At 41.8% G+C, this 26,263-nt stretch carries 31 protein-coding genes; 16 read left to right on the top strand and 15 right to left on the bottom strand.

Annotated elements, in window-relative coordinates; translation table 11 throughout:
• Positions 1–14: 14 nt before the first annotated feature.
• The 6 genes from EOD41_RS15635 (at position 15) to rfbA (ending at position 5,338) form a co-directional block, all read left to right on the top strand.
• Positions 15–665 (top strand): IS1096 element passenger TnpR family protein, encoded by a 651-nt coding sequence (locus tag EOD41_RS15635; RefSeq protein WP_127706612.1) that lies wholly within the window; start codon positions 15–17, stop codon positions 663–665.
• A 127-nt stretch (positions 666–792) separates the two neighbouring features.
• Entirely contained in the window at positions 793–1,719 is a 927-nt protein-coding gene (miaA, locus tag EOD41_RS15630; RefSeq protein ID WP_127706610.1) for a tRNA (adenosine(37)-N6)-dimethylallyltransferase MiaA, read from the top strand.
• 193 nt (positions 1,720–1,912) lie between these two features.
• Positions 1,913–2,992: a dTDP-glucose 4,6-dehydratase gene (gene rfbB / locus EOD41_RS15625; RefSeq protein WP_127706608.1), complete on the top strand. Its 1,080-nt coding sequence runs from the start codon at positions 1,913–1,915 to the stop codon at positions 2,990–2,992.
• Between the two features lie 2 nt (positions 2,993–2,994).
• Entirely contained in the window at positions 2,995–3,546 is a 552-nt protein-coding gene (gene rfbC, locus EOD41_RS15620) for a dTDP-4-dehydrorhamnose 3,5-epimerase (RefSeq protein ID WP_127706606.1), read from the top strand.
• Between the two features lie 11 nt (positions 3,547–3,557).
• On the top strand, positions 3,558–4,442 hold the full coding sequence (rfbD, locus tag EOD41_RS15615) for a dTDP-4-dehydrorhamnose reductase (protein WP_127706604.1): 885 nt from the start codon (positions 3,558–3,560) through the stop codon (positions 4,440–4,442).
• 35 nt (positions 4,443–4,477) lie between these two features.
• Positions 4,478–5,338, top strand: a complete 861-nt coding sequence (gene rfbA / locus EOD41_RS15610) for a glucose-1-phosphate thymidylyltransferase RfbA (protein ID WP_127706602.1) — start codon at positions 4,478–4,480, stop codon at positions 5,336–5,338.
• Between the two features lie 12 nt (positions 5,339–5,350).
• Here the strand turns inward: rfbA and EOD41_RS15605 are convergent, their stop codons facing one another.
• Both EOD41_RS15605 and EOD41_RS15600 read right to left on the bottom strand, forming a co-directional pair.
• Positions 5,351–6,196: a metallophosphoesterase family protein gene (locus EOD41_RS15605; RefSeq protein WP_127706600.1), complete on the bottom strand. Its 846-nt coding sequence runs from the start codon at positions 6,194–6,196 to the stop codon at positions 5,351–5,353.
• A 34-nt stretch (positions 6,197–6,230) separates the two neighbouring features.
• On the bottom strand, positions 6,231–7,904 hold the full coding sequence (locus tag EOD41_RS15600) for an ArnT family glycosyltransferase (RefSeq protein WP_127706598.1): 1,674 nt from the start codon (positions 7,902–7,904) through the stop codon (positions 6,231–6,233).
• A 33-nt stretch (positions 7,905–7,937) separates the two neighbouring features.
• On the opposite strand from EOD41_RS15600, the gene EOD41_RS15595 reads away from it, so the two are divergent.
• Positions 7,938–8,762 carry an alpha/beta hydrolase gene (locus tag EOD41_RS15595; protein ID WP_127706596.1) on the top strand — a complete coding sequence of 275 codons (825 nt, stop codon included), beginning with the start codon at positions 7,938–7,940 and terminating at the stop codon, positions 8,760–8,762.
• A 15-nt stretch (positions 8,763–8,777) separates the two neighbouring features.
• Here EOD41_RS15595 and EOD41_RS15590 read toward each other — a convergent pair whose 3' ends face one another.
• From EOD41_RS15590 to EOD41_RS15575, 4 genes are all read right to left on the bottom strand, one after another.
• Entirely contained in the window at positions 8,778–9,260 is a 483-nt protein-coding gene (locus EOD41_RS15590; RefSeq protein ID WP_127706594.1) for a hypothetical protein, read from the bottom strand.
• A 132-nt stretch (positions 9,261–9,392) separates the two neighbouring features.
• A complete protein-coding gene (locus EOD41_RS15585; RefSeq protein WP_127706592.1) occupies positions 9,393–10,505 on the bottom strand; it encodes a DUF3810 domain-containing protein in 1,113 nt (370 codons plus the stop codon).
• A gap of 103 nt (positions 10,506–10,608) precedes the next feature.
• A complete protein-coding gene (locus tag EOD41_RS15580; protein ID WP_127706590.1) occupies positions 10,609–11,130 on the bottom strand; it encodes a DUF2911 domain-containing protein in 522 nt (173 codons plus the stop codon).
• Between the two features lie 213 nt (positions 11,131–11,343).
• Positions 11,344–11,547, bottom strand: a complete 204-nt coding sequence (locus tag EOD41_RS15575; protein ID WP_127706588.1) for a hypothetical protein — start codon at positions 11,545–11,547, stop codon at positions 11,344–11,346.
• A 160-nt stretch (positions 11,548–11,707) separates the two neighbouring features.
• On the opposite strand from EOD41_RS15575, the gene EOD41_RS15570 reads away from it, so the two are divergent.
• Positions 11,708–12,733, top strand: coding sequence for a fatty acid desaturase (locus EOD41_RS15570; protein ID WP_127706586.1), 1,026 nt, complete (start codon positions 11,708–11,710; stop codon positions 12,731–12,733).
• On the opposite strand, the gene EOD41_RS15565 is transcribed toward EOD41_RS15570, so the two are convergent.
• Positions 12,730–13,635: a sugar phosphate isomerase/epimerase family protein gene (locus EOD41_RS15565; protein WP_127706584.1), complete on the bottom strand. Its 906-nt coding sequence runs from the start codon at positions 13,633–13,635 to the stop codon at positions 12,730–12,732. The two genes, EOD41_RS15570 and EOD41_RS15565, sit on opposite strands and share 4 nt — an antisense overlap.
• Positions 13,636–13,670: 35 nt before the next feature.
• Positions 13,671–14,771 carry a Gfo/Idh/MocA family protein gene (locus EOD41_RS15560; protein ID WP_127706582.1) on the bottom strand — a complete coding sequence of 367 codons (1,101 nt, stop codon included), beginning with the start codon at positions 14,769–14,771 and terminating at the stop codon, positions 13,671–13,673.
• Between the two features lie 148 nt (positions 14,772–14,919).
• Here EOD41_RS15560 and EOD41_RS15555 point away from each other — a divergent pair, with 148 nt between their 5' ends.
• The gene (locus EOD41_RS15555) at positions 14,920–15,765 is read left to right on the top strand and encodes an AraC family transcriptional regulator (RefSeq protein ID WP_127706580.1); all 846 of its coding nucleotides are present in this window, start codon (positions 14,920–14,922) and stop codon (positions 15,763–15,765) included.
• Between the two features lie 23 nt (positions 15,766–15,788).
• On the opposite strand, the gene EOD41_RS15550 is transcribed toward EOD41_RS15555, so the two are convergent.
• Entirely contained in the window at positions 15,789–16,607 is an 819-nt protein-coding gene (locus EOD41_RS15550; protein WP_127706578.1) for a sugar phosphate isomerase/epimerase, read from the bottom strand.
• A 120-nt stretch (positions 16,608–16,727) separates the two neighbouring features.
• Between EOD41_RS15550 and EOD41_RS15545 the strand changes: the two genes are divergently transcribed.
• Positions 16,728–17,162 carry a hypothetical protein gene (locus EOD41_RS15545; protein ID WP_127706576.1) on the top strand — a complete coding sequence of 145 codons (435 nt, stop codon included), beginning with the start codon at positions 16,728–16,730 and terminating at the stop codon, positions 17,160–17,162.
• Between the two features lies 1 nt (position 17,163).
• Here the strand turns inward: EOD41_RS15545 and EOD41_RS15540 are convergent, their stop codons facing one another.
• The gene (locus EOD41_RS15540) at positions 17,164–18,081 is read right to left on the bottom strand and encodes a DUF6263 family protein (protein WP_127706574.1); all 918 of its coding nucleotides are present in this window, start codon (positions 18,079–18,081) and stop codon (positions 17,164–17,166) included.
• Between the two features lie 366 nt (positions 18,082–18,447).
• Here EOD41_RS15540 and EOD41_RS15535 point away from each other — a divergent pair, with 366 nt between their 5' ends.
• Complete coding sequence (locus tag EOD41_RS15535; protein ID WP_127706572.1) at positions 18,448–18,927, top strand: hypothetical protein; 480 nt, start codon at positions 18,448–18,450, stop codon at positions 18,925–18,927.
• Between the two features lies 1 nt (position 18,928).
• Here the strand turns inward: EOD41_RS15535 and EOD41_RS15530 are convergent, their stop codons facing one another.
• The 4 genes from EOD41_RS15530 to EOD41_RS15515 are packed head-to-tail and all read right to left on the bottom strand — an operon-like array spanning position 18,929 to position 22,406.
• Entirely contained in the window at positions 18,929–19,804 is an 876-nt protein-coding gene (locus tag EOD41_RS15530) for an endonuclease/exonuclease/phosphatase family protein (protein WP_127706570.1), read from the bottom strand.
• A gap of 18 nt (positions 19,805–19,822) precedes the next feature.
• Positions 19,823–20,809, bottom strand: coding sequence for an MlaD family protein (locus EOD41_RS15525; RefSeq protein ID WP_127706568.1), 987 nt, complete (start codon positions 20,807–20,809; stop codon positions 19,823–19,825).
• A 12-nt stretch (positions 20,810–20,821) separates the two neighbouring features.
• Positions 20,822–21,595 carry an ABC transporter ATP-binding protein gene (locus EOD41_RS15520; RefSeq protein ID WP_127706566.1) on the bottom strand — a complete coding sequence of 258 codons (774 nt, stop codon included), beginning with the start codon at positions 21,593–21,595 and terminating at the stop codon, positions 20,822–20,824.
• 1 nt (position 21,596) lies between these two features.
• Positions 21,597–22,406 (bottom strand): MlaE family ABC transporter permease, encoded by an 810-nt coding sequence (locus EOD41_RS15515; protein WP_127706564.1) that lies wholly within the window; start codon positions 22,404–22,406, stop codon positions 21,597–21,599.
• A gap of 236 nt (positions 22,407–22,642) precedes the next feature.
• Between EOD41_RS15515 and EOD41_RS15510 the strand changes: the two genes are divergently transcribed.
• The gene (locus EOD41_RS15510; protein WP_127706562.1) at positions 22,643–22,909 is read left to right on the top strand and encodes a hypothetical protein; all 267 of its coding nucleotides are present in this window, start codon (positions 22,643–22,645) and stop codon (positions 22,907–22,909) included.
• Between the two features lie 54 nt (positions 22,910–22,963).
• Entirely contained in the window at positions 22,964–23,755 is a 792-nt protein-coding gene (locus EOD41_RS15505) for an acetolactate decarboxylase (protein ID WP_127706560.1), read from the top strand.
• Positions 23,756–23,759: 4 nt separating this feature from the next.
• On the opposite strand, the gene EOD41_RS15500 is transcribed toward EOD41_RS15505, so the two are convergent.
• On the bottom strand, positions 23,760–24,656 hold the full coding sequence (locus EOD41_RS15500) for a hypothetical protein (protein WP_127706558.1): 897 nt from the start codon (positions 24,654–24,656) through the stop codon (positions 23,760–23,762).
• Positions 24,657–24,831: 175 nt separating this feature from the next.
• On the opposite strand from EOD41_RS15500, the gene EOD41_RS15495 reads away from it, so the two are divergent.
• The 3 genes from EOD41_RS15495 to EOD41_RS15485 are packed head-to-tail and all read left to right on the top strand — an operon-like array spanning position 24,832 to position 26,217.
• Positions 24,832–25,323, top strand: coding sequence for an RNA polymerase sigma factor (locus tag EOD41_RS15495; RefSeq protein WP_127706556.1), 492 nt, complete (start codon positions 24,832–24,834; stop codon positions 25,321–25,323).
• Positions 25,304–25,792, top strand: a complete 489-nt coding sequence (locus EOD41_RS15490) for a hypothetical protein (RefSeq protein WP_127706554.1) — start codon at positions 25,304–25,306, stop codon at positions 25,790–25,792. The genes EOD41_RS15495 and EOD41_RS15490 overlap by 20 nt, the downstream gene beginning before the upstream one ends.
• An 8-nt stretch (positions 25,793–25,800) precedes the next feature.
• The gene (locus EOD41_RS15485; RefSeq protein ID WP_127706552.1) at positions 25,801–26,217 is read left to right on the top strand and encodes a hypothetical protein; all 417 of its coding nucleotides are present in this window, start codon (positions 25,801–25,803) and stop codon (positions 26,215–26,217) included.
• Positions 26,218–26,263 lie beyond the last annotated feature (46 nt).

Genomic DNA, 26,263 nt, shown 5'->3' with positions numbered 1-26,263 from the left:
AATCTATACACACAATGGCATTATACAGGTTCAGGGTTACTTTTGAGGATTATGATGACGTGGTAAGGGAAATTGATATCAAATCGAACCAAACCTTCCAGGATCTTCATTACGCTATACATCAGTCGACAGGTTACAAACCCGACTATCCTTCATCTTTTTATATCAGTAATGATCAATGGATAAAAGGTGAAGAGATTACCTTTATGCCTAATCAGCGCCGCGTTGACCGTGGTGTTTCACTTATGGAAAAAGTAAAACTGAGCAGTTTTATTGATGACCCGCACCAGAAATTTTATTACACTTTTAATTTCGACCGCCCGTTTGATTTTCATGTAGAGTTAATGAAGATCATTCTGGACGAATCGCCATCGGCAACATATCCACAAGTGGTTAAAACGGTAGGTGAAGCGCCAAAACAGTTTGGCAACGTATTCAATCCAACTGTGTTGCCACCAACCAGTGAAGAGTTCGACTTTTTGAACGAAATGGAATACAATCCTGAGGATGCCGAAGATTTTTCGGAAGTAAATGAACATGGCGAAGCCGTTGAAGAGGAAGAAGAGGAAGTAGGAGAAGAAGAGGATGAGTTTGGTGACGAATTTTCAGACAACGAAGGATTTGAAGATGACGATCGCAGAGGCGGTAGCAAAGATGATTATTGATTAGACGATAGTCCATGGTTAATAGTCCATGGAAAAAATAGCAAAATAGCGATGGGTTTAAAACCCATCGCTATTTAATTTTAAGGCATCTATTCAATCGCAATCTATGGTCTATTGACCATCGACTATGGACACAAAAAAAACCCTCATAGTAGTAACCGGACCAACGGCTGTTGGTAAAACAGCGGCTGCCATTCGTGTTGCGCAGCATTATGATACGGCAATAATTTCGGCCGATTCGAGGCAGTTTTTTAAAGAGATGTCTATAGGCACGGCTAAGCCCGATGCGGATGAACTCGCGGCAGCAAAGCATTACTTTATTGATTCACACTCGGTAACCGAAGATTTTAGCGTAGGCGATTTTGAGCGGAAGGCACTGCAACTGCTTGATGAACTGTTTAAAACGCATGATGTGGTGATACTTGCAGGCGGATCGGGATTGTATATCAATGCTGTTTGCGAGGGCTTTGACGATTTGCCTAAGCCTGCTGAAGGTGTGCGTGAACGCCTGAACGAAGAACTGGAAAACAATGGCATTGAATATCTGCAGGAAAAATTAAAAGCTGCCGATCCTGACTATTATACGCAGGTTGATTTAAATAATCCTCGCCGTTTGGTACGCGCGCTCGAAGTATTTGAAACTACAGGTAAGCCCTTTTCATCATACCGAGTATCGGCACAAAACAAACGGCCTTTCAATATTATCAACATAGCGCTTAACATGCCGCGCGAGCAATTGTATGAGCGTATTAACCGCCGGGTAGATATTATGATTGAACAGGGGCTTGTTGAAGAAGTACGCTCGCTGCTACCCTATCGCCGTTTAAATGCACTGAACACTGTTGGATACAGTGAGATATTTGACTACTTTGATGGCAAAACAGATCTTGATACAGCTATTTCCCTTATAAAACAAAACACCCGGCGCTTCGCAAAAAGACAGCTAACCTGGTTTGGCAGAGATAAGGAAATAAATTGGGTTGATGCCGCAAGCCCTTCCCTGCTTCAGGATGTGCTTGATATTATAGAAAAGCGTATTCAGTTAAACCATTAATTTACCCTCTGTTTGCATTTACTGTTTTAGTTTTTACTTTTAGCAACCTTTACACAACTGATTGGTTAATCTCGCTGAAAATGCCTTAGGAGTAAACCAAACGCTATGTAAAAGGTTAATTTATCATGCCGTAAATCAAACCATAAGCGGCATTGCAACGTAAACAGTAATACAAAGGCCTTATAACTTATATATGACAGATATTAGCAACGACCGTTTTACAAAATCCATCATTATTACCGGCGGCGCGGGTTTCATTGGCTCGCACGTAGTAAGACGGTTCGTACAAAACTATCCTAACTATCAAATTATCAATGTTGATGCGCTTACCTATGCAGGCAATCTTGAAAATTTGAAAGACATTGAGCACTCGCCAAACTACGTTTTTGAGCGTGCCGATATAAAAGATGCTGAAAAAATTAATAGTTTGTTTGAGCAGTACGGCGTTACTGATGTAATACACCTTGCAGCTGAATCGCACGTTGACCGTTCGATAACTAATCCGCTTGACTTTGTGTACACCAATGTTATCGGCACAGTTACACTGCTTGAAGCAGCGAAAAAATACTGGAGTGCTGATTATTCAAGTCATCGTTTTTATCATATTTCAACCGACGAAGTTTACGGTTCGCTTGGTACCGAAGGTTTTTTTACTGAAACCACCAAGTATGATCCGCACTCGCCGTATAGTGCCAGCAAGGCATCAAGCGATCACTTTGTGCGGGCTTACCATGATACCTACGGCATTCCGGTAGTGGTATCAAATTGCTCAAATAATTACGGGCCAAATCACTTCCCCGAAAAGCTGATACCACTGCTGATCAATAATATTTTAAACAACAAGCCTCTTCCTGTTTATGGCGATGGGAAGAACGTGCGCGACTGGCTGTATGTAAAAGATCACGCCCGCGCTATTGACCTGATATTTCACGAAGGCAAAAACGGTGATACCTACAACATCGGTGGCTTTAACGAGTGGGCCAATATTGACCTGGTGCGCGTACTTTGTCGCCAGATGGACGAGAAGCTTGGTCGCGAACCCGGCACTAACGAAAAACTAATCACTTTTGTAAAAGATCGCCCGGGACATGATGCCCGTTACGCCATTGACGCAACCAAATTAAATAAAGAGCTGGGTTGGGAACCATCGGTTACATTTGAACAGGGCCTTGCCGAAACCATTGACTGGTACCTAGCCAACAAAAGCTGGATTGAACATGTTACAAGTGGAGCTTATGCCGATTATTACGAGAACCAGTACGATAAACGCTAAATATGACCATTGAACAAACCCCTCTTGAGGGTTGCTACTTAATAAAGCCTGCCGTTTTTAATGATGACAGGGGCTACTTTTTCGAAAGCTATAACCAGGAAAAATTCGATAACCTGCTGGGTAATAACATCCGTTTTGTACAGGATAACCAGTCGTACTCGGTAAAGGGTACGCTGCGCGGACTGCACTTTCAAAAAGGTGAGCATGCGCAAGCTAAACTTGTGCGTGTGGTAAAAGGTGAAGTGCTTGACGTGGCGGTTGATATGCGCCCCGGCTCAGTTACCTTCGGGCAACATTTCAGCGCTTTGCTTACCGAAAGTAACCAGTTACAAATGTTCGTGCCTCGCGGTTTTGCGCATGGCTTTGTGGTGTTGAGCGACGAAGCGATATTCTTTTACAAATGCGATAACTTTTATAATAAGGCTTCAGAGGGCGGTTTGCACTATGCCGATCCTACCCTGAACATTGATTGGAAACTGCCGCATGATGAGCTGGTAGTATCTGAAAAAGATAAGGTACTGCCTTACTTTGAAGGCACTGAAGCATTTTTTTAGCAGCATACACTATGAAGAACATTGTAATTTTTGGCGCATCCGGACAATTGGGCAGCTGCTTTAAACAGATTGCCGAAAATGAAGGCATTACTGACATTTATTTTCCGCCTGAAAGTGAGGCCAACATATTAGATATTGATGCTTTACGAAAAGTATTTGAGCAGTACAAACCTGCGTATGCGGTTAACTGCGCTGCTTATACCGCTGTTGATAAGGCTGAAGATGAGGTTGAGCTTTCTGAAAAAATAAATAAAACGGGAGCCGAAAACCTTGCCAGGTTATCTGCAGAGTATGGCTCGGTGCTGATACACACCTCTACTGATTTCGTTTTTAAAGGTGATGTGGCATCTCCGCGTACTGAGGATGATATAGCGGAACCAATCAACGTGTACGGGCAAACTAAGCTTGACGGTGAGAAAGCGGTAATTGATAATCTTGAAAAATACTTCATTTTACGTACCAGCTGGTTGTATTCGGAGTACGGAAACAACTTTGTTAAAACCATGCTGAAGCTTGGCAGCGAGCGTGCTGAACTCAAGATCATTGCCGACCAGATAGGTACGCCCACTTATGGCATCGACCTGGCATACGCTATTATGGAGATCATCAATACTGAAAATACCTGTTATGGCATTTACCATTATAGCAACGAGGGCGTTGCATCATGGTATGATTTTGCCAAAACGATATTTGATATTTCTGAAACCCATGTAAAAACGCTGCCTATCCGCACCCACGAGTATCCAACAAAGGCAGTACGCCCGGCGTATTCGGTAATGGACAAAAGCAAAATAAAATCGACATTGGGTATTGAGATACCCTACTGGCGCGATAGTCTGCATATTTGCATAAACAGGCTGTTGAGTGAGAATCAAGAGCAAAGAATTAAAAATTAAGATAAACAATCAGTTCAATACAAACTTCAATATCAATGAAAGGCATCATTTTAGCAGGCGGATCAGGAACAAGGTTATACCCCATTACCAAAGCCATCAGCAAGCAGCTGATGCCTATTTATGATAAACCGATGATCTATTATCCGTTGTCGGTTTTAATGCAGGCTGGCATTCGTGAAATTCTTATTATTACTACCCCTGAAGATAACGAAGGGTTTAAACGTTTGTTAGGCGATGGGCACGAACTTGGCTGTCAATTTGAGTATGCGGTTCAGGAAAAACCCAACGGACTTGCACAAGCATTTGTGATAGGCGAACAGTTTGTTGGTAATGATAAGGCTGCCCTTATACTTGGTGATAATATTTTTTGGGGAACCGGTTTTGATAAGCTAATACAAAGCTTTAACGATGTTGATGGCGCTGCGATATTTGCCTATCCAGTTAACGATCCCGAACGTTATGGTGTTGTTGAGTTCGACAATGAGTTCAGAGCAATATCTATTGAAGAGAAACCGGAGAAACCCAAATCTCGCTTTGCGGTACCCGGCTTGTATTTTTATGACAACAAAGTAATTGAAATAGCCAAAAACCTTGAACCTTCCCCGCGTGGCGAATATGAGATAACCGACGTGAACAAAGCATATCTGGAAGCCGGCACCCTGCATGTAGGTGTTATGGACCGCGGTACAGCCTGGCTGGATACCGGTACGTTTGATTCACTTAGTGATGCCTCTGAATATGTACGCGTTATTGAGAAGCGCCAGGATACCAAAGTTGGCTGTATTGAGGAAATAGCCTACCGCATGGGGTTTATTGATAAGGAACAGTTAAGCGAACTGGCCAATCGGTACATAAAAAGCGGTTACGGCAAGTACCTGCAAAAGCTGATCAGCTAAGTTTTTAGCTTTTTAAATCATAGTTGAGTTCAACACTGGATTTTTACTGGCATTAACCTGATAGGTGTATATCTTATTATCGTCGCTCACCTCAACCACGCGGTAACCTTTGTAGCCCGTACCCCAGCTTCCGCCTATGTGCGAATCAAAGAAATGAGGCAGCTTAGCCGACCGGCGCATACTGTCGAGCGAGTGTTCGTGCCCGTGAAATAACGCCTTTACATTTGGTGCCTTTTCTAATAACCGCATTACTTCCGGACAATCAACAAAGGCTTCGCCTTTTAACCAAATCACCGGCGGAATATGCAGTATTACAAACACTATTTCCTTGGATGAGAACTTATCTAATGATTCGGCTATGAAGCTTACATCAGGACAAATGTATTTGCCTTTGGTATCGGCAGTATTAGCGAGTATAAGGCCTACCTCACCTTTATCAACCACATAATTGTCTTTATAGCCGAATATCTTTTCCCACAAGGTAGCATCCGCAAAATCATGGTTACCGGGAATAGTATAATATGGCGCTTTCAGCTTATCAAGGCAATTGGCTTTCAGTTCGGGCAACAACTCAGGCTGATCGTGCACCAGGTCGCCGTTAATTATTACAAAGTCGAAATGATTTTTCGCGTGGTCTTCATTCAGCCAGCGAACCATATCGGCATGAAAGTTTTTATAATCGGTACCCGGTTGCCCGTAATGCCCGTCGGAAGCCAGTGCGAAACGCAGCTTGGGTTTGGCGTTAAACATCCTGTTGTAGCGGTTATCTTCACCCGCGAATGTATTTACCGCCGGCAGCAAACTGATAGCAGCCATGCCGGTAATTCCGTTTTTAATAAAATTCCTGCGTGAAGCCATACCTAAAGATAAGGCATTATATATTAATGCACTATTAATTTTTTGAGGCGGCATCAACCAGTACAAGCGCCATTTTTGCCAGCTGTTGGTTACGGGTTTTTTTGTTAAGGAACGACGGCTTTAAACGTGTTACCGGATAATTATCAAATACCTTAAGTGGTTTTACTCGCCTGCCTGATGCTATGTTATTAACTGCTTCTGCAGGCGCGTAAAGCATGAACATGCCATGAGGCAACACCACAGTGCTATCGTCTGCAAGGTTTATCATCGGCTGGTCGAGATAGAATTCCATCGCGAAATTCACCTTGTCACCGGTTTGCAGTACAGGTAATTTTTGCGGATTATGTTTGTTTATCCACATAGCGGCTTCACTCCCCCCCTGATACTTCATTAATGATGAATAAAAAGCACCATTAAGATACACATTTACAAGCGCTGCAGTTAAAATACATGCAAAACCTATCCGCTGGTGCCATGCTGCAGAAGCTTTAGCAGGAAGTACTAATAACAAAACAACTAACACCCCGACGGCCATCCATATCGATAAGTTGATATTTTCAGGCCGGTAAAAGTAATGCAAAGCAAAAACCAGACTGAATAGTATGGCTATTATCACTGCCTGGGTAATGCTTATAAGCTTCCTTGTTTTTTGCTGCACTATGCTACAGAAATACTGCGCTGTTATTATGGCAAAGAAAGGAAATACAATGTTGAGGTAATGCGGCAATTGAAATTTTGATGCCGAGAATAATAAAAAGGTAATCAAGCCGCCGCACATGCAATACCACTCGTAAGCCCGCGGGTTTCGCACTCCGCTTTTTATGTATTGAAATATGGCGGCAAACAACAACAACGACCATGGCAGAAAAGCCCACAACGTAGTATGTACAAAAAAGAATGGGTCGCCGGTGCCTTTAATGGGGCCGGTATTAAAAAAGCGTCCGAACTGACTATCCCACAAGAAAAATTTAATGCCGGATACGCCTTGCTGCCCGAACACTATTTTTTCGGGATGGGCATCAAACTGTTCGTATAAGCAATATATTTCAGGCAATGTAAATATTATTGTCAGCACCGCCGCTATCAACCAGCGCCAATGCAAAAGGCGTTTCCATTGACCGGTTATAAGCAAATGGCCAACTATTGCACCGCCAATTGTTATCAGCACGAAGATACCTTTTGTCATCACCGCACACCCGGCAAATAAGCTCGCTGCAAGCAGGTGCCAATAGTCATTCCCTCTTTCAGCTTTGTAAAAGTGATATACCGAGGCTATAATGAGACCGGTTAGGTATGGCTCAGCACGGACGTCGTTATCTGAAAGTATGATGTGCTGCGCCGTAAGTAGGATCAGTACGCTCCATAAGGCTATATCTTTGTTATATAATGCCTTTGCAAATTTATAAGTATAAACAGCGGCCATCAGCGTAAACACGATACCCGACAGCTTATACGCCCAGGTATTTATGCCGAATATTTCAAAGAACAACGCCGCTATCCAAAACGGGAAATGCGGTTTATCCAGCCAGTCGGTACCGTTTACAATAATGTTCACGTAATCGTTACGCAGTACCATGGTTTTGGCAATGGTAGCATACAGAGTTGCGTCGGGGTTCATAAGCGGGATGCAAAGTCCGCTCAGGTTTATACAAACAGCCAGCAGTAAAAAGAAGTATAGCCACTTATTAAATACGGTTGTTTGTTGCATATTGCGGTAAAGATATAATGAGTTTTTAAAAATATGAGGCCTGTATTAAAAGTGCTGACAGCATTGCTTTCTATAATAGCTGTGCTTTACCTGACAATATGTTTATATTTCTACTTCTCTCAGGATGAAATGATATTTCCGGCTACAAAACTTGAAGCCAACTACAAGTTTTCGTTTGATCAACCATTTAAAGAATATAATATCAAGAATGTAAACGACACCTTAAGCGGCGTTCTTTTTAAAGCTGACAAACCTAAAGGACTTATATTTTATCTGCATGGTAACGGGGGTACTGTTGAAGACTGGAGCGTAATAGCACCGCTATATAATGGCAAAACACCATATAACAAGTTACAATATGATTTATTTATACTTGACTATCCCGGCTATGGTAAAAGCACGGGGAACGTTCATAACGAAGATGAACTTTTAAGATCGATCCAAACGGCATTTGATACTATAAAAGCTAATTACAACCAACAACCTGTTATTATTATGGGCTACTCTATTGGAACAGGGCTTGCAACATGGCTGGCATCAAAAAACAATTGCAGTAAACTTGTACTGTTCGCACCTTATTATAGTCTGCCCGATCTGGTTGCTACACTTTACCCGTATCTGCCATCATCATTAATATTGAAGTACAAGCTTGAAACTTATAAATATCTTCCACAGGTAAAAGCACCAATAACCATTTTTCATGGCAATGCCGACAAGCTGATATACTATGGCTCGTCGGTGAAATTAAAATCTCAATTTAAGGTGAATGACAGACTGATTATCCTTGACGGACAAGGGCACAATCATATCCAGGAAAATAAAATATTTTTAAAGGAGATTGAAAATACGCTGCGTTAGAGACGTAGCAACAGGTTAATACTCCTGCAACTCTTTCTGTTTAACTATCACCATACCAAATTTACCATACAGATCGAGGTTTATGGTGATGTTATACAGGTCGTCGTCAAAAATGAAGATGTTTTTGGTGTCGTCGAGCCCTTTGAAGCTTAGCTTTAAGCCTGATTTTGCAGCCTGACTTATCAGGTTTGATATGAATTGCTTATTGTTTGATTTATAGTAAACGGTACGCAGCATAGCCCCATCGCCAAGCGGAATGCCGTTGCCAACCTCAACTATTTCATATTTAGCATTTTCACCTGCTTTTTTATATTGTTCTATAAGTTGCCTGTTAACAGCCTGCGAATTGTCAAGCCGAAAGCTCCGTGCCTGTGTTAGGTAAGTATTTGCCTCGCCATTATCTAAATGCGAAAGGTTGGTAAGATCGTTAAAGGTAACGCCCTGCCCGTAAGCACAGGCCCCCGTTAAAAGCAACAGTATAATCAGGTATCGTTTCATTAAAATCAATAGCTTACCAAATATACTCGCCCGGTATTATTCAGCCAAATATTGAAACAAAGTGTATATTAAAATTTCGTGTGAGATATAAAATAGACGTTTGGTATTATCTATTAGGCAAATACATACCGGTTACATCGCCGGCGCGATGGTTTTAAGTTTAGGTTGATGCCGTTTATACCAGGCCATTACCAGTGTTATCATCTGGTTATAAGTAAGCAATCCCTGGGGCTGATTATTCGCTTTTAAAAATTTGTCGTAAAAGATACCGCTGATCACTTCAAGCCGGCCTTCATAATATTGCCAGTATGTATTTTCGGCTTTCAGGTCGGCGCGTACTTTATCAGATATCCGTTTTTTATACTGTTTGAAAGCTACGCTATCTACACTGCGCAGGGCATACATAAACTCCGTCATGCCCGAGTAGTAAGCTGAATACCGCAGCAACCTGTCGCGTGATTTTATGCCTGCCAGAAATCCCGCAAAGTTAGCTTCATCTTCGGGCCCAAAACCCATTTGGTGCGAAAGCTCGTGGCACGACACAAACGGCCGCAGTTGCAATGGCATCTGGTAATTTATCTGCGCCTCGGCTGTGAAAGGGTTATAGTAGCCTGAAGTACTTAAATAATTTATAAGTGGCGTAAGCAGCGATGGCTTAACATTAGGGCTATGCGAATTAAAATTAATTGAGGTGCTTGACAACGACTTCACAGCTGCTATTGCATTTTGATATACTGTATCATTGGTTTGGGTACGATCAGCATGTGTTAAACGTTCGCGTGCCACATTAGCGCTGTCAATCAGCATCAGCGTTACGTTTTTAAGCTGATCCATACTGTAAACCGTATCTTTCAGGTTGAGCCTCACTGCCGCAGGCTGGCGGTAATAGTTCATTCCCCAAAAAAGATAGAATATAACGATGCCCGCCTCGATACCGACGACTATGCCTAAAAGAACATTTAATGCTTTAGCAAACTGTTTCCGGAAGGCCCACCTGATTATGTTTACTACTGAAGCGATAAGCGCTATAACGGCAAATACATACAATACATCGCCAACACTAAAAGGAAATAAGTTTAATACCGGGTGCAGTACCATGCAAATAACCGGGTATAATCCGCGCGAATAATATTTTTCGATAACGTCGGGGTACCCGGCAAGCCACATAAGCAGGCAAATTACAAGCAGCAGTATTAACACTGCCGCTATACGTTTACGTAATTTTTTATTCGCCCTAAAAGACATCGGAATAAATATACATATTGGAACAATACATCAGGACGGGACAATACAATAAAAAGCCCCGCCAATATATGGCAGGGCTATAAAAATCTCCGTTTTACATTGATTATTTTATTTTAACCGGAACGGTGACATTTTCCCAGTTAAGGGTAATGCCATCACTATTAAGCGCATAAGTTAAACGTTCGCTCATGGCAGGCGCCTTTACCGGTTTAACCTTTACACGCAGAGCGTCTTCTTTTTCATCGTATTTATAAGCGCCCCACTGGTCGGCAGTTTTGTTAAAGATAATTGTCCACTCACCTTCGGTTGGAATGGTAAAAAAGCTGTAGGTACCAGCCGGAAGCGATTTGCCTTCTACTTTTATTGCCTTATCGGTTGTAAAAGTGGTAGCTTTGTTTGCACCTGCACGCCAAACCTGCCCAAAAGGCACCAATGAGCCCCATATTTTACGCTCACGTACCGATGGGCTGCCGTATTTAATGGTGATATTGGCTTTACCTACTTTTCCGCTTACACTGTCGGCCGGGCTTGCCAAAGGTTTGTTTTCCTGCGCCGAAGCACATAACGAAATAAACAGCATTACAGCCGCTACCGGAAGCGCCTTTAACTGAAATAATTTTTTCATAGTATTTTAAGATTGATTAGCTGCACAAATGTAACAGGTTACCTGCTTTGTAGTATGCGAATAGCGCACAAATTATTCATCAACCTAAAAACCAAATATATAAGCGACTTGTTATATCAACTGAAGTCACATTGCAGTTAGGAATAGCCTTTAAATAAGGTTAAACAATTGTTGTGAATTTTTGCCCTTGCCCTTCGATAAGGCAGGGGTTTTTTATTTAGAGCCTGCATCATCTTTTACTTCCTCCCAGTAAACATGATTGATCAATATTCCGTTTTGCGATGCAACCTGAGCTTTTACCTTTTCCAGTTCTATCTTGATTTCTGCTATGTCTTTATCGCTGCTTATTGAGTGATAGTAAATAGAATAACCTGTGTTGCTGTTGATAAATCTATAGTGTTTAGCGGCTGTTTTCATTTGGGGTAGGGCTATATGTTAGCCAACGTGATAAACAGTAAATAGTTTAATTAAAATACATTTAACATAACAAAGTGCTTACTTGTAAATTATTTTTTAAAAAATTTTCTTTTTACGAATAAATCTGATTTATCAACGTTATTTATATATTTACAAACGTATGACAAAGAAAACTGACTTCATCTACTCGGAATATTCCGAACCGCACCGTATTCGCACCAAGAAGATTTTAAAAGAATTTCCGCAGATGCGTAAGCTAATCGGTAAAAACCCGAATACCATTTATGCTATTTTAGGATTGGTAGCATTTCAGGTTATTATGGCATGGCTGGTACGCGATCAGTCGTGGTGGGTAATAGTTGGAGCAGCCTACTTGCTGGGCGCCTTTGCCGATCATTCATTGTTTGTAATGATACATGAGTGTGCACATCATTTGTTATTTAAAAATAAAGCAGCCAACCGCTGGGCAGGTATGATCGCCAATATGCCACAGATCTTCCCAAGCTCGGTATCATTTGAGCGTTACCATATTAAGCACCATGCCTTTCAGGGCATACATGAGCTGGACGCCGACCTCCCTAACCGCTGGGAAGCTAAGCTAATAAACAACTCGTTTTTAGGCAAAGCCATCTGGCTACTGTTCTTCCCGGTTTTTCAGTTATTCCGTTTGTCACGCTTGCGCGAGATACAAAATTTTGATAAGTGGATTGTTGCCAACGTAAGTGTACAGGTAATATTTACTGCAGCGATATGGTACTTCTTTGGCGCCCCTGCTGTGGGTTATTTGTTTTTAAGTTTTATGTTTTCGGTAGGATTACACCCATTGGGTGCACGCTGGATACAGGAGCATTACCTTACCCATACCGAAGAGCAAGAAACTTACAGCTATTACGGCAAGTTGAATACGGTATCATTTAACGTAGGCTTTCATAATGAGCACCATGATTTCCCTTCAATTCCATGGAACAGGCTTCCGCAGATAAAGAAAACCGCGCCTGCATACTATGATACGCTGCATGCACACAAATCATGGACATTGCTTTTCCTGCGCTTTTTGTTTGATAAAGAAATTTCGCTTTTCTCGCGCATAGTACGTAAAGACCGTGGCAAAGTGCCGCTGCAGGATACATCGAAGCCCGACCAGGACCTTGTTAAAACCCAGGCCGAGCCCGTAGCTGTTGTTTAACGGCCTGTAGCCCTTAACCTTTCATCTAAGAATTTTTTAGCGCGGGGTACATCGCTTTCATCCAAATGTTCTATTATTATCGGAATATTTGGATGATCGCGGCCCAGGCGGTCAAGATAGAGATCGTAATTAAGCGAGCCAAGGCCCGGCGCAGGTAATTCAATCATACCTACACCGCGCAGGTTATGCGCTTCAGAGGCTTCAATGTTTGCCATTGTCACGCCCTGCTCTGCTTCAGCACGTTTTACGTCTTTGGCGTGTGATATCTTAACACGGTGCGACAAGGCGTCGAATATATAGTTCAGCACCATATCCATATCATCAATGTTATGGTCTTCAAAATAATTCGTTGGATCCATCAGTAAACCCAGGTGCTGGCTGTTTATGTCGGCAAAAAGCCTTAAGGTCTCTTCAACCGAGCCAATTACGTTGTTCACGTAAGTTTCGGTAAGAAAGGTAACCCCATGATCGCCTGCGTAGCGCACAAGGTCATATATCACATCACGGCATTCAGCATAACCTTCTTCGGTTTTATTTTTAGGGTGATGCACCCAATCACTTTCTGTGTCAAAAGTACCGGTTTCACTAATGACATAAGGTGAGCCCAGGTCGTGCGCAAAACGTATCAGTTCCTTCAGCCTGTCAAGGTTTGCTTTACGTTTTACAGGGTCAGGATGTACCAAATTGGTGTAGCCTGAAATACAGCTTATAGGCAAATCATGGGCGCGGAACATATCACGTATGCGGCAGCTTTTTTCGGTTGTAAGCTGCCCTACCGATACATCAATATCTTTAAAGCTTACATCAAGCTGTACGGTGTTAAATCCTATTTCGCGTATTTTTTTAGCCGTTTCTTCAAGGCCGTAAGGGAAATACCCTGTAAAAATTCCAACCTGTATCATTGTTTATAATTTAAGTTTAGTGATTGAGAAAGTGTCTACCCTTTTAATATTTCATCAATAAAAACCGGGCGGTGGTCCTGATATGACAGATAGCATGCATCAACCAACGCCATGGTTTTCAAGTTATCTTCGCCGCTTATTTCAGGCGCTGTACCTTCTTCAAGCGCGCAAAGTAGTTGCGCCATTGGCCCCACAAAAGCGTCGGGGAACCAAACCTCATCCCAGCGGGGTTGTATCCAGCCCTCATGCTGTGTGGTTGACAGATCGATAGTACTCGGCTGCCGCTGCGGATATGACGGCCAGCCTATCGAACCTTTGGCCAGGCCTTCGGTGCCTTCAACACGCCAGTTAATGTAATGGTCGGTTACACCGCCTTCACGTGCAGGGCCTGTCCAGATATCGTCCCATGCTACGGCCCTGAAACCGTTCGCGTACTCCAATATGTAAACGCATACACCGTCGGTATGCTTAAGGGTTTTGCTAAGCCGGGGGTCTTCGGTAACGCTGGTATAAACGCTCACCGGGTCGCCAAACAGGTAGCGGAACGCATCAAGGTGATGAATGCTCATGATACGGATGGTAGCCCAGCCCAGCGGCTCCTGCCAGGGCGCGAAATGCGGAATGGCACGCATATCAATAGTAGCAAAAACCGGCTGGCCAAGCAGGCCCTGATCAAGCGCCGATTTACATGCCCTGATACTTTGATCGTACCGCATATTCTGGTTAACACCCAATGTGATGCCGGCATCGGCACAAAGTTTTACTATCTCTTTTGCTTCACCGAAATTTAAGCCCATAGGCTTTTGCGCCAGTATGCCTCGGATATGTTTTTTTGTTACCGCTTCGCGGATAATTTCCAACTGGTATTGCGGAGGTACGGCAACGTCAATCACCTCAACTTGCTCGTCGTCTAAAAGCTGGTGATAATCGGCATATACCTTTTTAATATTATGCCTTTCGGCTACTTCGGCACTATGTAATGGATTTTTTGAAGCTATAGCAACAGGGTTAAAACCGGCGTTACGATAAGCTACCAAATGACAGTCGGCCATAATAAAACCGGCACCTATACAACCAATTGCAGGTTGCAAGTTTTTAGGCAGCCTGGGTAAATAATCAAGCTTAACAAACGACATAGGGAAAGAAGATTTATAATGGTATGCATCAAAGGTTGCGCTAAATTCATGGGTATTCCACCGCTTTTAAATCAAAAAAATAAAGTATATTGACATTATTATGCAGATATGAAAAATAGTTTGCACATTAACTTTCTTTTATAAACCAATGCGCCCGCTTGTACAAAAATTGCCGCTATCAAAAAATTCATCGTTTTTGATAGACAAGTTTATTACTCCGTACTTTGAAACACCATGGCATTACCATACGGAGTATGAAATAACCTTGGTGCTATTTGGCAAGGGCAAACGGTTTGTTGGCAACCACGTAGGCGATTTTACCGAAGGCGACCTGGTATTTCTTGGCCCTAACCTGCCGCACTGGTTCCGCAAGGAAAACAATGAAGATACCGGCGGCACACTGGTGATCCATTTCCAGGAAGACTTTTTAGGGCAGCACTTTCCGCATATACCCGAGATGCAAAAGATAAAACATCTGTTCGAAAGGTCGAAAATGGGTGTACTGCTCAATGGAAACACAAGGGAAGCGATAGCGCGGCAAATGCATAATGTTTATGAGACTGAAGGTATGCACCGGCTGATAGCGCTGCTCCAGTTATTTATCACGCTTGCCGATACTGATGAATACGAGTTGTTATCGAGCCCTGATGTAAGCGGACAGAATGCCCGTGACAGCGACCGTTTGAATAAGGTGTTTGATTATGTAATGAACCACTTTACCGAAAACATCCATCTGGAGAAAGTGGCCGAAATTGCCAACATGAGTTATTCGGGCTTTTGCAGGTATTTTAAAAACCGTACGAAGAAAAATTTCTCGCACTTTGTAAACGAGATACGCATTGGTTATGCCTGCCAGCGACTGATGGAAAGCGATGTATCAGTAAGCAGCGTATGTTATGAGTGTGGATTTAATAACCTGACAAACTTTAACGAGCAGTTTAAGAAGATCATCAAATTGACACCGCATCAATTTAAAATGAAGAGCAAGCTATAATAGTCCTCTCCGTTGGAGAGGATTTAGGAGAGGTACCTTTCTTTTAGCAAACCCTTCATAAACTTATTCACTTCCCATTGATCGGCTATGGGCTGTTGGGTATAAGGCAAATGTATCATGTACGGGTGCGGACCGAACTCGGGTAAAATGGTCAACTCTTCTGCGTCTTCAGCCCTTTTTGTTGCTACTATCTTATCCCACCAGGCCAGGTGATGATCAAGGGCTTCCTGCCATTCGGGTGCACGTGGGTCGGATATTTGCGGCCCTTCAGGGTAGCCTACCCGGGCATGTATATGGTCTGTACGGGAAATGGCCAGGTCAACTGCTTCCTGCTGATCCTGCAGGTAAGACTCGGCTACATTCACCCAGTGCGAAATATCCAGCGTAAGGCGCAGGTAATTTATTTTTTCGAGGTATTGCTTGGTAATATGTGCCGCGAAGTTGAACTTGTTTCGGTGGGTTTCATGCGAAACCGGCATACTATATTTCTGCTCATACTCAACGGTAAAATCAATTAACGCCTTATTCTGCTCAAATGTGAAATAATCTTTACCGGTTTGGGTACTTACACGCATCCATGGGTACGGACTTATCATTTCAAACCATTTTATGTAATTATCATAATGCAAATTAAAATCGGCATCATAAGTACTGTAGTGCTGGGCTATAACGCCTATGTTATGCTTCCGGCAAAGGTTGTGAAGCAAATCAAGTTCAGCCCGATCAACATCCAGCGGGAAAGCAAATTCCAACCCATCAAAGCCGTCGGCTAAAAGCCTTTCAAAAAATATGTCCCAGGGTTGATTGTTTCCCCATCTGGTAGCCAGGAATTTTATGTTCATAACAGCAGGTTTATATCGATACAAGTATAGAAAATTACAGTATGTAGTAGTAAAAAGTGTAGATTTTTATTTGTTTGTTACAGATATAATTGATTAATTTGCTAATAAAATTAGCAAATTATGAAACGGATAACAGCGGCGGAAAAGATATTAATATTCAGTAAATACATAGGACAACAGGTTGTTATAACCAATCTGCTGGACGACATTGAAATTGGCTTTTTGCTTGGCGTACGTGACAATGCCGTGCTTGTTGAAGTAAATAAATATAACCGCTGGATACCGCTTTCAGATGAGATTACCTTGTGTGATATCAAGCTTATATTGAAACCTTTAAAGAAGCTTACCCCTCAAATCATAAAGACAGCAAACAGTTTGCCCGTTCAGGCATTCATCACTCCCTACTACCAATCATTAGGGTTTGATATGCCCGTATTTATTTCGCCGGGACATCCTTGTAATTGCAGATATGTGCAGGAGATTGGCCTGGCAGATTACCGTACCCCTGCCGAAATCAGGAATCAGCATCAGATGGCTGCGGTTCATGCCGGTTGATTTATTTATCGGGGAGTACAGATATGGTAACAATAGTTTCCGTTGGAATAAGCATACCACCCGGAAGTTTGGGATTATCCTGAATTTCTGCATTGCCTTTTAGGGTGCGCATGATCTTAGCCTGTTTTATCCAGCCTGTTTTTTTGTCTACGGTGATAGTTGCATTTGAGCGTCCTGCAAGCCGGTACTTTACAGGCATGCCGTTAAGTGACGCCATAGCATCAGCAGTATTAATAGTTGCCCCGCCTTCAATAACGTAATTAAACGCGGTTACATCTTTTATAAAGTGAATGGCATGCTGATTTGCCTGCATGCGTCCGCTGATAATATTATCTATTACCCATTTTTCGGTTCGACTAACAGGAGCTTCAGGATAGATATGAGTAAATGCTTCGATGCCTGCTTTAACTTCGCCGGTACTAAATGTTTGTTGCAACTGTGCAAGTGCCTGTTCTTTTTGCGATGCCGAGAAATTGCCGATGCTATCTGTTATATTTTTTAGTACTGTTTCTATACTGTCGATATCCATAATAATACCGGTATGGCTTAGGTTCAAATTGCATGACCTTAATTTTAATCTGTTCAGTATGGCTGAAAAGATATTCTTAGCATTAACAGTATCTGAATTGTAATTTAATGTTGCACCAAGAAGGTCTATTTTTAACCCAATGCTGTCATAACACATCTTTACATTATAAAGAGTATCATTTATACCGTTAACAGTGAACTGCATACGGGCATTGATAGTGGTTGATATATCCAGCTGATGCCCATTAATAGTTTGTAGTATTTGATTCTTTGCAAGGATATTGCACTTGTATACGGCTGCCTGTTTTAACTGCAAATGTGGCCACAGCTTTTGTGAAAAGCAGGCTGTATTCAGCATCAATAATGTTACAAAGCAGAAAATTATTTTCATTTTCACAATTATACCTGCTTTACTAAAACATCAACCGAAAAATTTATAATTTTTTTATCGTTTTATTGAAAAATTACTCAACATTAGCGATATTAAAGTTAATCATAGCGATAAAAAGTTTATAAAAGTGATATTTTATCAATACAGTAAGAACATTTTGTATTGTATTGTGAACAAAATGAACGACAACTCTATCTAAGCGAAATTTCCATTTAACCTACAATTAAAATTTCGCATTTTAAAAATCACATTTTCTGCGTTTTTAAAACTTTTGAGAATAAATCATATATTATTCCGGCATTTATCCACATTATTCATTTATGGCAAAGCTTTGGTTGTAATCGGCGCAGATAAGATAGATGACCCATGAAATCAATTTACGTTTACAACAAGTATATTACATGTATTCATAATGCTAAATCTGCCTTCACACAGTATGAGAAGTATCGGCACTGTTATTCTATCCGTTCGGTTGATGAAGAAATGCAAAACATCTTCAGGCGCATTGGACTTACTTATGCCAAACTGATACAAGTTGTAGCACTTAACAAAACCGGTAGTGCTAAAATTGAACCGGAAGTAACCAATATTATTGATGAATGTGACAACCTGCTTAAAGATAAGCACTCATTTTTTGATAACATCATCAACTACCTTGATCAAAACAGAATCAGTATATCAACCGTATTACGCAACAAACTATTAAACACAAAACTACTTACCGACTTAACCGCGCTTGAAAATCACCTGGCATATGCCAACAAACTTGTGAATCGCATGGAATTGATGTTGAAATCATCACAGCAAATTTACCGCGGTTCTGAGTTAATGCTTAAATCAGCCTGACTTAGTACGAAACAACTGCTACTACCGGAAAATGGTCTGACGGTACACGCAGCTTCGGCTTAGCATCCTGAGGTGAGCTGCCAAAATAGGTGTCAGAAAGAATAGCATAACGCAAAGGTTTAAACTTTCCGGTTACAAAAATATGATCGATACGGCTTTCACTTATCGTATTTGGATCGAAAGAATTAAACGTGCCATGTGTAGCAAATTTAACTGGCGATAACTCATACACATCACGTAAAACGCCCGACGTATTTAATAATTTATAGCTCTCATCAAACTGGTCGACATTAAAGTCGCCGGTTAAAACAACAGGCAAACCGCTGGTCATCTCTTTAATTTTTGCCAGTATCAGTTTAGAACTTTCTCGGCGGGCTTGTACCCCGACATGATCGAAATGTATGTTAAAAAAGAAGAACGTTAAATTACTGCCGTTTTCTTTGAATTTTCCCCAAGTACAAATTCTTGGTAACATGGCGTCCCAACCTTTTGATACTACCGTTGGCGTTGGCGACAACCAAAAATCACCATGCTGAAGTAATTTGAATTTATTTTTTTTATAAAATACTGATGCAAATTCGCCGCCTTGCTTACCATCATCACGGCCTACACCTATATAACTGTATTGCGGCAACATTTTCAGCATATCCTGCTGCTGCTCATATTTACCTTCCTGCGTACCAAAAATATCAAGATCCTGAAACTTTACCTGTCCGGCTATATATGGTGAGCGTTGCGCCCAGCCATCGCCCTGCAGCGAGTCACCTTCGTTTTTGTAACGGATGTTATAAGTGCCTATCCGTAATTGCTGGGCGTTAGCAACCATGCCCCAAAGCATAGCCGCAGCCAAAAGGCTGTGAAATAACTTAGTTTTCATAGGAAGATGTTTTAGATGTTACTTGCTTTTCAGGCTGTCAGCACGTTCGCGCTCACGTTTTTTGAAAAATCCGCGAAGCAAAAAGTTATGCTGTAATGCCTCAAGGTTATCGTTTAGTTTAACTGAACTTTGCTCAAGCTGATTAATAGTATTTTGTACCTGCACTGCTGATTTCCTGTCGTTAAGCAGAACACCCAGCGCGTTATCTGTACTGTTTAATTTGTTACTTGCCTTATTCAAATTATCAGTTAATACTGAAGCATTTTCTGCCGACTGCTGCAACTGTGTAACAGCAGCACGTATGCGGTTAAAGGTCATTGTATCAGTAAGTACATTATCGGCAAAGCCCCCCTTGGTGTTCATTTTACGGGCGAAACCATCCAACTGAACAGCCATTTGTGAAGCGCTCTCTGTCGTAGCCTGCAGGTTCCGCATGGCGCTACGGAGTTGCATAGCCATAGTGCTGTCGGCAAGTAAAGCACCCACAGTGCCTTTGCCCTGCAATATCTGTCCGCTAAGCTGTTTAAAATCACGGGTTATGGCAAGCAGGTTCTTGTTATTCTCCTGCAGCGTGGTCATCATATCTTCTGTTGACAATAATTTTTCCGACTGCAGCATGTCTCCATCCTGAATCATAGGGGCCTGCGGGCTGCCGCCGTCAATAACGATGATCTTGTTACCTATCAAACCATCTGAACTGATTTTTGCCTGGGCGTTACGATGAATGTACTGCTGCACATTAGCATCAATGGTCATGATAACATCAACCTGCGAGGCGTTTGTAAAACGGATATCTTTTACGGTGCCCACTTTTACACCCGAAAACCATATGTTACTGCCTTTTTTTAAACCGGCAACATCGGTGAAGTTTGACCGCACCTGGATATTTTTTCCAAATGTTTTTTGCGAGCTGCCCAGTGTAAGCACCCCTACCACAAATATTACAAGGCCAAGGGCTATAAAAATACCTACTAAAATCGCTCTTTTTCTTTCCGAAGCATCCATGTTAAATGGTGTTTATTGTATAAAGTTATAATCAAAAAATGGTTTAACGCGTTCATCATCTGTGTCAAATACCTCATCAAAAGTGCCAACCCGCTGAAACTGCCCGTCAAGCAGCATGGCAATACGGTCGCCAGTGCTTTTGGCGCAGGTAAGGTCGTGCGTAATGATAATAGATGATGTACGGTAGCGTTCCTGAACCTCGTTTATCAGTTCGTTGATTTCGATACAGGTAATGGGGTCGAGACCGGCGGTTGGCTCATCATACATCATAATCTCAGGGTTAAGTATCAGCGTACGTGCAATACCGATACGCTTACGCTGCCCGCCCGAAAGTTCTGAAGGCATCTGGTTAATGGTTTGCGATAACCCTACCGCGTCAAGCACCGTCTCAACCGACTTGTTGATTTCTGCCCTGCCAATACCCTTACGGTTACGCACCAGCGGAAATTCAAGGTTTTTACGCACGGTCATGCTATCGTATAAGGCGCTGTTTTGAAACGAAAACCCTATGCGTATGCGTAACTCCTGCAGTTGCTTATCTGATAATGCCAGCACATCGTTACCCAATACACTTATGCTGCCTTTATCAGGACGCAACAAGCCTGAAATAAGTTTTATAAGTACCGATTTACCTGTACCTGAGCGGCCAAGCACCACCAGGTTTTCGCCCTGAAAAATATCCAGATCGATGCCCCGCAGTACATGGTAATCACCAAACGACTTTTCAAGGTCGCGTATGCTGATGACCGCGTTATTATAATCAATATGTGATGCCGCTTTCTTCATTTTATCTGAACCAGCCGGTTATCTGTACAATTAAAATTTCTTCAATAAATATTAAAAACATGGCTATAACCACCGCGTTGTTAGCAGCCTTGCCTACGCCTTCGGTACCTTTATTTGAGTGATAACCCTGGTAACATCCTACTATACCAATGGTAAAGCCAAAAACAATGGCTTTTACAAGTGATTGGTTGATATCTATAAAGCCGATGGGTTCAAATACATCCGACATAAAAGCGCTGTAGCTTGTGCCTTCATTTGTGTTCACGTTTAAAAATGCACCAAGCAATGCAATTAACGCAACATAGGTTGCCAGTAAGGGTATGCAAAGCGTTGTAGCTATAACACGTGTGCAAACCAGAAATTTAAACGGTTTGGTACCTGATACTTCCATAGCGTCAATCTGCTCGGTTACGCGCATTGAGCCTAATTCGGCACCGATACCAGACCCTACTTTACCCGCGGCAATAAGTGCGGTAACCAGAGGAGCAAGTGCTTTTAGTATAGCTATTGATACCAGCGAAGGTAGCCATGATGTCGCACCAAACTCAGATAGGGACGGCCTCGACTGCTTGGTGAATATCACCCCAACAATAAATCCGGTAAGCGTGATAAGCGAAAATGATTTCACGCCAACCTCGAAACATTGCCTTACAATTTCCCTGAATTCAAAGGGCGGCACAAAGGCTTCTTTAAAAAAACGTGCGGTAAAACCGCCTATCTTGTACAGATCGACAAAGAAATCGGTTACTCGTTTTTTAAGCTTTGATCCGGGCTTTTGCTGCTGCGGAGTTGTAGTGCCTGCTGTATCCATTAATGCGGCAAAGGTATTACTTATACAATTACTTTAACGTCTATTACTTTACAAAATCAGGCGCATCTTGTTTACCTGTACTGTAATATTGAACAAAACTGACATTTTGAGAACCTTTAACTGAGTATCAGAATCAATATTTTCAAAATTGTTACATTACAACCAATCCTATAAAATCTGCAAATAAATAAAACCTTTATTCAGCCTGTGTTATTTATGGATTAAAAGACAATTAAATGGGCGCATATAAACAAAAATGGTTGCAGATACTGGAAAGGGCCAATTTACCGGGATGGGATATTGAAGACCGTGATGACGGTATTTTTATTAATATGCCTAATGTTACTGATATTAAGCTGATAAGAGATAATATACCGCTTACTATAGCCGGCCTTACGTTAGATATTAATGCACCAAAAGAAAGGTTAAAGTTTACGTTTCATAACGGGCACGAACAATTTGATTATGTGCTGAACCCCGACGCGGTAGATACCGGAGAATAACTAAAGGTAAAGCGTGATATATAATATCTATATTGCAGATATTATTCTTACTTCATGTCAACCTCAAAAAACCTTATAAAATTCGCTACGGCTTTACTGTGCTTGGCTTTTAATAACAGTTATGCTCAGCAAAAACAAAATAATTTGTACAGTGCAGGCCATGCAGGTGCGTTTATAGGCGGTTTGTATGATGTGTATTTCCCGTACAGTGAGGTTTTGCAACATGGCGATTTCGGGCTTGGTGCGCCAGAATTGCTGGATGGAGAGCTAATGATCTTTAAGGGTGTTCCATATAAAACTCAATATACAGGCAAGACCACCGCAATTAAAAGCGGCACTACCCCTTACGCCATTGCATGCTTTTTTAAAGCCGGTAAAACCATTAAACCCGGCCGCACGCTAAATAAAGAAACACTGTTTAAATATATTGACAGCGTTACCGCTAATACAAACGGATTGTACGCCATACATGTAAGCGGAAAGTTTGGCTATATCCGCACCCGGGCTTTTCCGCCGGTTGAAAAGCCTTACAGGCCATTGTCTGAACTGCTAAGCAATCAGCGTTTTTTTGAGTTTAGGGAGATCAAAGGCGACCTGATAGGTTTCCGTGTACCTGATTATATGGAAGGGCCGTTTATCAAAGGCTACCATTTTCATTTTCTTTCTGATGCAAAAGATGCCGGAGGGCATATCATCGATTTGATTGCCAATGACGTTACAATTGAAATTAACGAACTCACCGGCTACACCATGGATTTACCTCAAACCGAAAGCTTCAAAAATTTTGATTTCAAAAAGGACATGAAAGAAGCCGTTAAAAGTGTTGAGAACGGCAAAAAAGATTAATAGATCAGGGTGTTTTGTAATAATATATGTTTGAATAAACGCCCTCGCTGGTAGTATAATACCCTTTACCATCGTGCGTAAAACCGATGGCCTCGCCAAACTTTTCCTGCTTATAAGGCGGCTCGGCATCAGGCTTTCTTTTTAAGGCCTGCCAAACTGCCTCTCCCTCCCTACGGTGCCAATAGTAAACCTTTTGATAACTTTTTAGCAGGATATGTTGCCCGTCGTGCGAAATGCTTCCGGCAGTTATCCATTTAAAAGGTTTCATTCCCTGGAAGAAAAGGCTGCACCTTTTTTTCAATGTCAAAGTATCATTTGGCTTAAAACTTAACGGGGCGGTATAAACTGTAACGCTATCGCGGCGCTTGGTTACAATATACATCAGCTTGTCAAGCGGGTCTATCATAAATGCTTCGGCATCCTTTGGGCTATCCGGATATTTTAAATTTACAACGGTAGCTTTCACATCTACCTGTTTTTTGGTAACAAAAGCCGGACTGTCCTGCACACGGTAAATACTTACAAACTTCCTTTCCGAGCGATTATCGCCAATATTTGCTATATACACATAACTTTTCCCTGTTACCGGGCCGGGCCCTGTGGCTATATCTTCACAGTCGTGCTGCTCGGCATGCGTATCCCATGGGTAGGATATGGTTGAAAGGATCAATCCTTTGGGGTTTATTGCGAAAAAACGGCTTTTATCACCGCTATCGTTCATCACATAAAAAACATCTTTATTTATGGCTGATGCAGCGATACCGGATATCTCGTTAGTTTTTTTGCTGAGGTGGCCGGTTACCACGTATTTACCATCAATAAAACGGTGCTTGGCATAAGCGGCTAAAAAAAGCACCACTACCAGAGGAATTATTACTTTTAACTTTTTTCGCCTGCTCATTTATTGATTACAACAGCAAAGCAACGCATTTATTATGATACTATCATTAATCAAGAAGTTTTATTGAAAAGATTTATAAAACAGCAGTTAACTTTGACCGTTCAATTAATGCCTGAAAATCCATCGCTTGCAAACACAATAATTTATATATTTGAGGTTAGCTGACTACTACTAATTGGATACACGTTTACAATATTTATCTGCCGATACCCCGCAACATCGGGTTAAAGCCATACAGGCGCTATACGAGCGATATGCAGGTATGCTATTTGGGTATATTCTTGACGTTGTTAAGGATGAAAAGCTTGCCGAGCAATACCTTGCCGAAACTTTTAGCAGCATTCCATTGCAGGAAAATGAGTTTTTTACCTCAGATGGCAATGAGTATTGTAAACTGCAAAATCTTGCCCGAACAGCGCTATCGTCGTTTTACAATAGTAATAAAAATGATAGCACAGAAAACGGCTCCCCTAAACGACCAAACAGTTTTTTGAAACTGATGACCGCCACGCAACGGCAGGTTTTTTGCGGATTATATTACTGCGGCAAAACCACATCGGGTTTAGCTGCCGAGCTAAATATTACTTCAACAGAGGTAAGAAAATTATTAAAAGAGGCGTTTACAATAGTGAGGAATAACAGCGGAAATGCAACAGGCGTACATTAATAGCGGGATACTTGAAACGTATGTACTGGGCTGCGCTTCAGAAAAGGAAGCTGAGGAAGTATTGTACATGGCCGAGCAATACCCTGAAATAATGGATGCTTTACGTCAACTTGAGGATGATATGGAAGTAATTGCAGCAAATATGGCAATAAATCCTCCGCCGCATGTATGGCCTAAAGTTGAAAGAAAAATTGAAGACTTGATAAGGCACCGTCCGCTTGAGCCTGCGCTGTACCGCGAAACCACTGAAAGTTACCGGAAAGCCCATACGGATGGTTCACATATTATAGCAATTGAAGGCGAATCAACCCATATGCGCGTACATAAAGTATGGCGTTGGGTGTTTTTAGGTGTGTTTATTTTAGGCAAGATATTTTTAGCCTTTGCCATTTATTACTTCGTACAATCCATGCGCTCAGAACGCGAGATAGAAAAACTGCAAAACCAAATAGAGCAGTTAAAGCGTTAAATTATCCGATGAAAGCAAGCAATAAGATCATTCTATTTTCAGGGATTATTGGGACAGTATTTATGCTGGGATGCAAATCAAAAGTTCAGCCCGAAAAACTGTATGGAAAATGGAACTACATCCGTGCATACAGCCCAAATGCTAATCCGCCTGACAGCGTATCCAATACCGAACTACAGGAATTAAAGCCTTATATTGAATTCACCAGGCCAGATAAGTTACGTATTATATGGGACGGGAAAGTATTATCGCAAGGAACCTTCACTTTGGATGGTGACAACATCCGCTACAAAGAGATTTTTGCCGATGGGCAGTCGCGACAGTTTCCCTTCTATGTTTCAGAACTTACTGATAAGCAGATTATTTTTGAAACAGTAGGTAAAGACGGCTCAAAGGTAACGGCTGTGAAGGATGGCAGCAGATAGTTGATAGACCATAATAGACCATGGTCGATAGTCAATAGTAGTGCAA

Source organism: Mucilaginibacter limnophilus (assembly GCF_004005815.1).
Classification (GTDB): Bacteria; Bacteroidota; Bacteroidia; order Sphingobacteriales; family Sphingobacteriaceae; genus Mucilaginibacter; species Mucilaginibacter limnophilus.
This window is presented reverse-complemented; position numbering and strand designations above follow the sequence as displayed.

Excerpts from the sequence above, each read along its gene's own strand:
- EOD41_RS15575 (WP_127706588.1), bottom strand. The coding sequence starts at position 11,547 with ATGAAAACAGCCGCTAAACACTATAGATTTATCAACAGCAACACAGGT.
- rfbC (WP_127706606.1), top strand. The coding sequence starts at position 2,995 with ATGACCATTGAACAAACCCCTCTTGAGGGTTGCTACTTAATAAAGCCT.
- EOD41_RS15520 (WP_127706566.1), bottom strand. The coding sequence starts at position 21,595 with ATGAAGAAAGCGGCATCACATATTGATTATAATAACGCGGTCATCAGC.
- EOD41_RS15525 (WP_127706568.1), bottom strand. The coding sequence starts at position 20,809 with ATGGATGCTTCGGAAAGAAAAAGAGCGATTTTAGTAGGTATTTTTATA.
- EOD41_RS15500 (WP_127706558.1), bottom strand. The coding sequence starts at position 24,656 with ATGAGCAGGCGAAAAAAGTTAAAAGTAATAATTCCTCTGGTAGTGGTG.
- rfbA (WP_127706602.1), top strand. The coding sequence starts at position 4,478 with ATGAAAGGCATCATTTTAGCAGGCGGATCAGGAACAAGGTTATACCCC.
- EOD41_RS15530 (WP_127706570.1), bottom strand. The coding sequence starts at position 19,804 with ATGAAAACTAAGTTATTTCACAGCCTTTTGGCTGCGGCTATGCTTTGG.
- EOD41_RS15590 (WP_127706594.1), bottom strand. The coding sequence starts at position 9,260 with ATGAAACGATACCTGATTATACTGTTGCTTTTAACGGGGGCCTGTGCT.
- EOD41_RS15595 (WP_127706596.1), top strand. The coding sequence starts at position 7,938 with ATGAGGCCTGTATTAAAAGTGCTGACAGCATTGCTTTCTATAATAGCT.
- EOD41_RS15570 (WP_127706586.1), top strand. The coding sequence starts at position 11,708 with ATGACAAAGAAAACTGACTTCATCTACTCGGAATATTCCGAACCGCAC.
- EOD41_RS15555 (WP_127706580.1), top strand. The coding sequence starts at position 14,920 with ATGCGCCCGCTTGTACAAAAATTGCCGCTATCAAAAAATTCATCGTTT.
- EOD41_RS15550 (WP_127706578.1), bottom strand. The coding sequence starts at position 16,607 with ATGAACATAAAATTCCTGGCTACCAGATGGGGAAACAATCAACCCTGG.
- EOD41_RS15565 (WP_127706584.1), bottom strand. The coding sequence starts at position 13,635 with ATGATACAGGTTGGAATTTTTACAGGGTATTTCCCTTACGGCCTTGAA.
- miaA (WP_127706610.1), top strand. The coding sequence starts at position 793 with ATGGACACAAAAAAAACCCTCATAGTAGTAACCGGACCAACGGCTGTT.
- EOD41_RS15580 (WP_127706590.1), bottom strand. The coding sequence starts at position 11,130 with ATGAAAAAATTATTTCAGTTAAAGGCGCTTCCGGTAGCGGCTGTAATG.
- EOD41_RS15515 (WP_127706564.1), bottom strand. The coding sequence starts at position 22,406 with ATGGATACAGCAGGCACTACAACTCCGCAGCAGCAAAAGCCCGGATCA.
- EOD41_RS15545 (WP_127706576.1), top strand. The coding sequence starts at position 16,728 with ATGAAACGGATAACAGCGGCGGAAAAGATATTAATATTCAGTAAATAC.
- EOD41_RS15490 (WP_127706554.1), top strand. The coding sequence starts at position 25,304 with ATGCAACAGGCGTACATTAATAGCGGGATACTTGAAACGTATGTACTG.
- EOD41_RS15535 (WP_127706572.1), top strand. The coding sequence starts at position 18,448 with ATGAAATCAATTTACGTTTACAACAAGTATATTACATGTATTCATAAT.
- rfbD (WP_127706604.1), top strand. The coding sequence starts at position 3,558 with ATGAAGAACATTGTAATTTTTGGCGCATCCGGACAATTGGGCAGCTGC.
- EOD41_RS15560 (WP_127706582.1), bottom strand. The coding sequence starts at position 14,771 with ATGTCGTTTGTTAAGCTTGATTATTTACCCAGGCTGCCTAAAAACTTG.
- EOD41_RS15585 (WP_127706592.1), bottom strand. The coding sequence starts at position 10,505 with ATGTCTTTTAGGGCGAATAAAAAATTACGTAAACGTATAGCGGCAGTG.
- EOD41_RS15605 (WP_127706600.1), bottom strand. The coding sequence starts at position 6,196 with ATGGCTTCACGCAGGAATTTTATTAAAAACGGAATTACCGGCATGGCT.
- rfbB (WP_127706608.1), top strand. The coding sequence starts at position 1,913 with ATGACAGATATTAGCAACGACCGTTTTACAAAATCCATCATTATTACC.
- EOD41_RS15540 (WP_127706574.1), bottom strand. The coding sequence starts at position 18,081 with ATGAAAATAATTTTCTGCTTTGTAACATTATTGATGCTGAATACAGCC.
- EOD41_RS15505 (WP_127706560.1), top strand. The coding sequence starts at position 22,964 with ATGTCAACCTCAAAAAACCTTATAAAATTCGCTACGGCTTTACTGTGC.
- EOD41_RS15485 (WP_127706552.1), top strand. The coding sequence starts at position 25,801 with ATGAAAGCAAGCAATAAGATCATTCTATTTTCAGGGATTATTGGGACA.
- EOD41_RS15510 (WP_127706562.1), top strand. The coding sequence starts at position 22,643 with ATGGGCGCATATAAACAAAAATGGTTGCAGATACTGGAAAGGGCCAAT.
- EOD41_RS15635 (WP_127706612.1), top strand. The coding sequence starts at position 15 with ATGGCATTATACAGGTTCAGGGTTACTTTTGAGGATTATGATGACGTG.
- EOD41_RS15600 (WP_127706598.1), bottom strand. The coding sequence starts at position 7,904 with ATGCAACAAACAACCGTATTTAATAAGTGGCTATACTTCTTTTTACTG.